The 6596-nt window shown below is 70.6% G+C and carries 8 protein-coding genes; 3 read left to right on the top strand and 5 right to left on the bottom strand.

Annotated elements, in window-relative coordinates:
- The coding region (locus KBA23_RS14925) for a mechanosensitive ion channel domain-containing protein (protein ID WP_290742481.1) at nt 1-1990 on the top strand (1990 nt) is incomplete at its 5' end.
- A gap of 350 nt (nt 1991-2340) precedes the next feature.
- On the opposite strand, the gene KBA23_RS14920 is transcribed toward KBA23_RS14925, so the two are convergent.
- Both KBA23_RS14920 and KBA23_RS14915 read right to left on the bottom strand, forming a co-directional pair.
- Nucleotides 2341-2565, bottom strand: coding sequence for a DUF1127 domain-containing protein (locus tag KBA23_RS14920; protein WP_290742478.1), 225 nt, complete (start codon nt 2563-2565; stop codon nt 2341-2343).
- A 52-nt stretch (nt 2566-2617) separates the two neighbouring features.
- Nucleotides 2618-2842: a DUF1127 domain-containing protein gene (locus KBA23_RS14915; RefSeq protein WP_290742475.1), complete on the bottom strand. Its 225-nt coding sequence runs from the start codon at nt 2840-2842 to the stop codon at nt 2618-2620.
- Nucleotides 2843-3020: 178 nt separating this feature from the next.
- Here KBA23_RS14915 and KBA23_RS14910 point away from each other — a divergent pair, with 178 nt between their 5' ends.
- Nucleotides 3021-3716 (top strand): NnrU family protein, encoded by a 696-nt coding sequence (locus KBA23_RS14910; protein ID WP_290742472.1) that lies wholly within the window; start codon nt 3021-3023, stop codon nt 3714-3716.
- A 171-nt stretch (nt 3717-3887) separates the two neighbouring features.
- On the top strand, nt 3888-4271 hold the full coding sequence (locus tag KBA23_RS14905; protein ID WP_290742484.1) for an acyl-CoA thioesterase: 384 nt from the start codon (nt 3888-3890) through the stop codon (nt 4269-4271).
- 256 nt (nt 4272-4527) lie between these two features.
- On the opposite strand, the gene KBA23_RS14900 is transcribed toward KBA23_RS14905, so the two are convergent.
- The 3 genes from KBA23_RS14900 to KBA23_RS14890 form a co-directional block, all read right to left on the bottom strand.
- Complete coding sequence (locus KBA23_RS14900; protein ID WP_290742469.1) at nt 4528-5499, bottom strand: tripartite tricarboxylate transporter substrate-binding protein; 972 nt, start codon at nt 5497-5499, stop codon at nt 4528-4530.
- Between the two features lie 218 nt (nt 5500-5717).
- A complete protein-coding gene (locus tag KBA23_RS14895) occupies nt 5718-6023 on the bottom strand; it encodes a hypothetical protein (protein ID WP_290742466.1) in 306 nt (101 codons plus the stop codon).
- A gap of 150 nt (nt 6024-6173) precedes the next feature.
- On the bottom strand, nt 6174-6350 hold the full coding sequence (locus tag KBA23_RS14890; protein WP_290742463.1) for a hypothetical protein: 177 nt from the start codon (nt 6348-6350) through the stop codon (nt 6174-6176).
- Between the last annotated feature and the right edge of the window lie 246 nt (nt 6351-6596).

Below are 6596 nucleotides of genomic sequence, written 5' to 3'. Positions count from 1 at the left end.
CGACATGATCGTGCGGGCGCGCTTCACCGCCGAGTTGCGTGGGCGCGGCCCGTCGCCGCTGCTGCCGCAGAACTGGTATTCGACCCTGAACGTCCTCGCCGAACGCATCGGTCAGTTCGGGGGCGCCGTCACCGCGATCATCGAGGATCCGGCGCAGCGGGGAGAGCGGGTCAAGCGCTTTCCCGTCGATCTCCTGCTGGCGGCGATCGGCGTGATGCTGACGTTCTGGCTGCAACGTCGGCTGGTGCGCGCAGCCGAGGGCGGGCTCGCGCACGCGACGAGCCCCGGGAGCATCGGGCTCCTGGTGGCGCTGCGGAACTTCAGCCGGCTGATCGTCCCCGCAGTGGGGGCGGGCCTGCTCTTTGCGGCGCTCGACCCGGACAAGGTGCTGAACGCCGCGCACGAGTCGCGGCTCTTTCACCTTCCCGCTTTCGCCCTCGCGTTGATCGGGGCGAGCTGGCTCGGCAACAGCCTGTTCTCGCCGAACCTGCCAGCCTACCGACTGGCGCCGCTCGACGACCACAACGCCGCGCGGGGCGCCCAGGCAACGATGGCGCTCGGCATCGTGCTGGCCGCGCAGATCTTCATCCGTCAGAACGTCTTCACCTGGGATCTCGACGCGGCGCAAACGGCGACGCTCGCGTTTCCCGTTTTTGTCGCCGGCGGCATCCTGCTGGCGCGGGCGTCCCAGCTCATGGGACGGGTACGCAGGAGCCTCGCGCGCCCGGTAGGGGGAAGGGCGGTCGCCTCGGCCGGGCCGCTGACGCTCGGCGCGCTCGAGGTGGCCGAGCGTGGGACCATGACCGTCGCGGTGGTCGCGCCGGTTCTCGCAGCGGTAGGCTATCTCGCGGCGGCGTCGTACCTGAGCCTGGCCACGATCCTGACGCTCGGGCTCGTCGGCGCGAGCTACGTGGTGTTCGATCTACTCACGAGGATCTTCGTCGCTCTCGGCCGCCGGCGCGATCGACGCAAGGATCGACAAGGCGAGGTTCGAACCGCCCCGGCCGCGGCCGCGGCCGCCGAGATCGCCGGCCCGGCCGCGGGGCTCGTGCCCGTCGTCGTCGGCGCCGTGGTGATCCTCGCCGCAATCGTGCCGCTGGCGCTGATCTGGGGCGCGCGCTGGTCCGACGTCTCCAGCGTCCTGTACACGTTTCGCGACGGCGTGACGCTGGGCGGAATGCGGATCTCGGTCGGGACGCTGCTGACGTTCGCGGTGGTGTTCGGCGTGATCTACGGCGTGGCCCGGCTGTTGCAGTCGATACTGCGCAACACCGTCCTGCCTCGCACCCGGATGGATGCGGGCGGCCGCAACGCCGTGCTGGCGGGTGTGAAGTACGTCGGCTTCATCCTCGCCGCCTTCGTGGCGATCTCCTCGACGGGGATCAACCTGACCAGCCTCGCAGTGGTCGCCGGCGCGCTCTCCGTCGGCATCGGCTTCGGCCTGCAGAACATCGTGTCGAACTTCGTCTCGGGGATCATCCTGCTGGTGGAGCGGCCGATCAAGGAAGGCGACTGGATCGAGGTCGGCGGGTTCTCCGGCTACGTCCGCAACATTTCGGTGCGCTCGACCGAGATCGAGACATTCGACCGGGCGAGCGTGATCCTGCCGAACAGCGACCTGGTGGCGGGGACGGTGCTCAACCGGACGCATTCGGGGATGACCGGACGCATCGCGATCCAGATCAACGTCGCGCTCGAATCCGACCCGCGGGAGGTGGAAGCAATTCTCCTCTCCGCCGCCGAGGAGCATCCGCTCGTCGTGAACTCACCCTCGCCGCGCGTGCTCCTCATGGAGGTGGGACCGGACAGCCTGGTCTTCGAGGTGCGATGCTGGCTGCGCGACGTGAACTTCTCGCTGACGGCGAAATCCGACATCAACTTCGATCTTGTCGAGCGGCTGCGGGCGAAGCGGGTGATGCTTCAGCCCTATGCTCGCGCCGTCCCGCCCACCGACCACAAAACGGTGTCGCCGGCGGAAAGGGTGGACTGAAGTTGAAGCAGCGGAGGGGTGTGCCTGCCGGCAGAAGGCAGGCGCGAGAAGGTGGCCGAGCCTGGCTGGCGCGCCCGGATCAAGGCGACGGAGGCGGTCGCTGCGGCTTCGACCGTCGCGAGGACGCGGACGTCACCAGCGAGGCTTGCGGGTCGGGCGGATCGCAAGATTTGCTACCCGTGCGCAATCCAGGCGCGGGGCCGGATGAGGTCCGGTTCCGCGGCAGGCGACGGAAGCCCGGATGGTGACGGACGGTCGCCACGCCGGCGCGGGGCTGGCTGACCGGCGACGTGGTGCGCCGGCTTGCGCGATCGGGGCGGATCCCGGAGGGGATCCGCGCCCCGGCGGGATCAGCGAGTCCGGGCCGCCTCGCGGGCGATTCCCGCGATGCTGGCGCGGTGCAGGCCGAGATCGGCGAGCTCGCGGTCGGTCAGGGAGTTCAGCTCCTCGAGGACCGAGCGGTAGGCCCGGTGCTCGGCGATCGCGTCGGCGATCCGGGCGACGAGCCCGCGAACGCGCGCGACGAGGCCGAAGCGGTGGAAGGGGCTGTCGAGATGGGTGATGGCGTGCGCCATATCCGTGGTTCCTGTCTGAGTTCGTTGGCCGTCGGGATGTCTGTCCCGCGGCTTAGCTTCCGTAGACCTCGCGCCGCGCGACCGCAGCCAGGTCGAGGGTGTCGAGGTTCACGTCGCGAAGCATCCGCGGCGAAAGGGCGCGGAGTTCGGCGAGCGTGCGGCTGTAGTCCCGGCGCAGCTTCCAGGCGGAGCGGATCCGGTCGAAAACCGTGTCGACGCGCGCCCTGGGGGCGGATGCGTGCGACCGGCCGTGCATCGAAGCGTAAGCTGTCGTCATGGTCGGCATCCTTGATTTGTCGAGCGGGACGACTTGTCCCGTGCCGCAAAGATGACGGCTCATGCTGCGGCGCACAATTGCCTGTTTGCGACATGCCGCCATGCGCTCCAAGCATGGCCTGTTGCCGCGTCGGCGGCTTCGCCATCCTTGGGGCGCCCCCCGGAAGGCGGGGCAAGGGATGAGCTGGATTCCCTTCCTGCTGGCGCTCGCGGCCTTCGTCGCGTCGCACTACCTGCCGGCGGCGACGGGCCTGCGCGACGTCGCCATCGCGCGCCTGGGGCGGCGGGCCTATTTCACCGCCTATGGCCTCGTGTCGCTCGGACTGCTCGGATGGCTGGTTGTGGCGTCCGCGGGCGCGCCCTTCGTGGAACTGTGGCCGGCGCTGGGGTGGCAGCGCTGGGCGCCCAACCTCGCCATGCCGCTCGCCTTCGTGCTCGCGACGTGCGGGGCCGGGACCGCGCAGCCGACGACGCTGGGAGGGCGTCGGGGCGCGCGGTTCGACCCGTCCGACCCGGGCTTCGCCGCGGTGGCGCGGCATCCATTGTTCCTCGCGCTGGCGCTGTGGGCCGGGGCGCATCTGGTGGCGAACGGGGACCTCGCGCATGTCGTGCTGTTTGGCGGCTTTCTCGGGATGGCGGTGGCGGGAATGCGGGCTGCCGACGTGCGGGCGCAAAGCGAGTTGCCGGCGGGCGAGGCGGAAGCGATGTGGCGGACGACTCCGCCGGTCCTCTCGCTAGCGCCGTTCGCCGACCGCGGCTGGCGGCGGCGGAACCTGCGGCGGCTCGCGCCGCGGGTGGCGGTCGGTCTCGGTCTCTGGCTCGTGGCCTTGTGGCTCCATCCGGCGGTCATCGGGACGTCGCCGCTGCCGGTTTGACGAGGTCCCGGGGCGGCCTTCCGGGCGCGACGGCGGCGTTTGCGGTTCTTCGCTTTCCGGCGCATAGTCGGCGCGGCCGTCGGGATCGGCGACCACCTCAACCGGGGGAGAACCATGGACACGCGCACGCCCGCCTCGGCCAGCCCGCTCGTTGTCGGTGGGGGGGCGGTCATGGACGACGCCGAAGCTCCCCCGCAGGACCAGCCGGCGATTCGCACGATCGCGATGCCGGCCGACACCAACCCCGCCGGAGACATCTTCGGCGGATGGCTGATGAGCCAGATGGACCTCGCCGCCGGCAATCTCGCGGCGCTGGCCGCGCGCGGCCGGGCGGCGACGGTTGCGGTGGACGGGATGCGGTTCCACCTGCCGGTGAAGGTCGGCGACGAGGTCTCGCTCTTCGCCAACCTGACCCGGCGCGGGCGGACGTCGATGCATATCCACGTCACCGCCTGGCGCCGGAGCCGGCACGAGGACGTCAGCCAGAAGGTGACCTGCGCGACCTTCGTGTTCGTGGCGCTCGATGACGAGGGGAACCCGCGGGCGTTCGACTAGGGGTAGCGGCCAGCGGTCGCGATCCCGGCGCTGTGCAAGGCTCGGAGCAGGTCAGGCGAGGAGAGGTTGCGCGCCTGCGGTCGAGAAAAACCGGCGCGCTTCCGCGCCGTGAAGCAAGCTCGAGCGCAACGCTGGCGTGCCGTCGGCCGCAGCGCAGGCATCGTCTGGGGCCATCCGTCGCCCCGGCATCCCGGGTGAGGCGGGGCGACGGCGCTATGCATGCGGCGGCCGGACGTGAAGCCGGCCGCCGCGGCGGTCACTGAGCGAGGCCGAGCTCGACGAGGATTCCGTGGATGCGCGCCTCTTCGGTTGCGAGGAAGCTCGCGAACTCGGCGGAGGAGAGGTGCATGTCGACCCAGCCCCGCTCGGCGGCGAGCTTCTTCCATTCCTCGGACGCGACGAGCTGGCTCACGGCGCCGTCGAGCTCGGCGAGCGCTTCTGGCGACACGTCCTGCTTGGCCATCACTCCGCGCCAGTTGACCAGCTCGACGTCATAGCCCAACTCCTTGAAGGTCGGGATGTCGATGCCCGGCAGCGGCTCCGGTGCGGAGACGGCAAGCGCGCGCAGTTCGCCCGTGGCGATCAAACCGGCGAACTCGTTGAGCCCGCCGGTGGCCACCGTGATGTGGCCGCCGAGGACTTGCGCGAGCATCTCGCCGCCGGCGCCGGCCACGATGTAGTTCATGTCCTTCACGTCGCCGCCGAAGGCCTTGACCGTCATCGCCGAGATCAAGTGGTCGGGGCTGCCGAGGGCGAAGCCGCCCCAGCTGACCGAGCCGGGATCGGCCTCGTACATCGCCTTGAGATCGTCGAGGGACTTGATCGGGCTCGAAGCGCCGACGACGAGCGGCTGGTACTCACCGGTCAGGCGGGCGAGCGGCGTCACCTGCTCGAGCGTGACAGGTGCGTCGTTCACCTCGATCGCACCGATCAGGCCGAGGCCGGCGACGAGCATCTTCGTCCCCGAGGCCGGGCTGTTGATGAACTGGGAGAGGCCGATCGTGCCGCCGGCGCCGGGCACGTTCATCACCTGGACGTTGGAGGCGAGGCCAGACTGGTCGAGCGTGGCCTGCAGCGCGCGCGCGAGCTGGTCGTAGCCCCCGCCGGGTCCTGCGGGGGCGATGATCTCGACGGCGCCCAACTCGGCGTGAGCGGGAATGGCGACGGCCATGCCCATCGCGGCGGCGAGGAGGCCGCGGCGGAGCGTGGGGGCGAGAGGGGAGGGCATGGGCGTTTCCTTTTCGGTTCGTTGCGGGTGGGTGGGACGTCCTTTCGTCCGGCGGGACTCGCGGCGCTGTCAGCGCCCGTTGCCCCCGCCGCGGCGACCTTCGCGGCGCGACCAGTTGCGAGCGTCTCGTCGAGCGCACCGGAAAGGTCGAGGCGCGGCGCCAGCGAGAGCGTGCGCCCCCCGGCCAGCCTCGCGTTCGCTCGCTCCGACACGCCCCGCTATGTCGTCCGGCGAGAGTCGGGTCGCCAGTCGGCGAAGACCTCGTAGATCTCGGGGTCGGGGGTGTCGTCGAGCAGGTCGTGGAACCGGCGCCAGATCGTGCGCACCCGGTCCACCGCCTCGGGCGAGGCGCCGGTCTCGTCGATCTGGCCGATCACGTAGCCAGCGCCGTCCTCGTTCATCACGATCAGCATGTGCCGCACGCCGGGCTGGCCGAGGATGTCGCCCTTGAGCTCGTCCATCATCGCCCGCGCGGTTTCCACGCTGTCGGCCCGCATCTTGAACCTGGTGATCCGTGCCTGCATCCGCAGCCTCCTCCCCAGTCATGTCACGCCGGGGTGGCAGCCCGTGGCGCACGGGTCCGGCGCGCCTCCCCGCGGTCCCGGATGCGCGGGTCGCCGAACCTTAGCACGCCACGCCGCCGCCGCCATAGTCATGGCGGCCCGCGGGCCGGTTCAGGCTGCCGGTCGCCGCTCGGTGGCGACGGGCGCCAGCACGGGCTCGACGGCGCGGACGAGCCGCGCCGCAATCGCGTCGATCTCGCGCGCCGGCAGGTCCGCCAGCTGTCGGAACTCGCCGAGCTCGTCCTCGATGACGGCGCGCAGGCGCGCCAGCGTATCAGGGGTGGTCATCTCTGCTCTCCTTGCTTTCGCGCGATTCCGCGCGTTCGCATTCGCACGCGACATATGATGCTGCATCGCACAAATAGATCGCTCCAACGACGCAGGCGCCGCAAGGTGAGCGGAGGTCAGCCGATTAGGCGCGGATAGCCGAAGGCGGTGAAATCCTCGGCGTAGACGGTTTCCACGATCTGCCGCGTCTCGGCGTCGTAGTGCTCGGCAATCCGCGAGGAGGCGCCGGTCGGAGGCGGGCCAGCG

Source organism: Amaricoccus sp., from assembly GCF_017995835.1.
Taxonomy (GTDB): Bacteria; Pseudomonadota; Alphaproteobacteria; order Rhodobacterales; family Rhodobacteraceae; genus Amaricoccus.
Note: the sequence above shows the minus strand (reverse complement) of the source record. Positions and strands in the feature narration are given on the sequence as shown.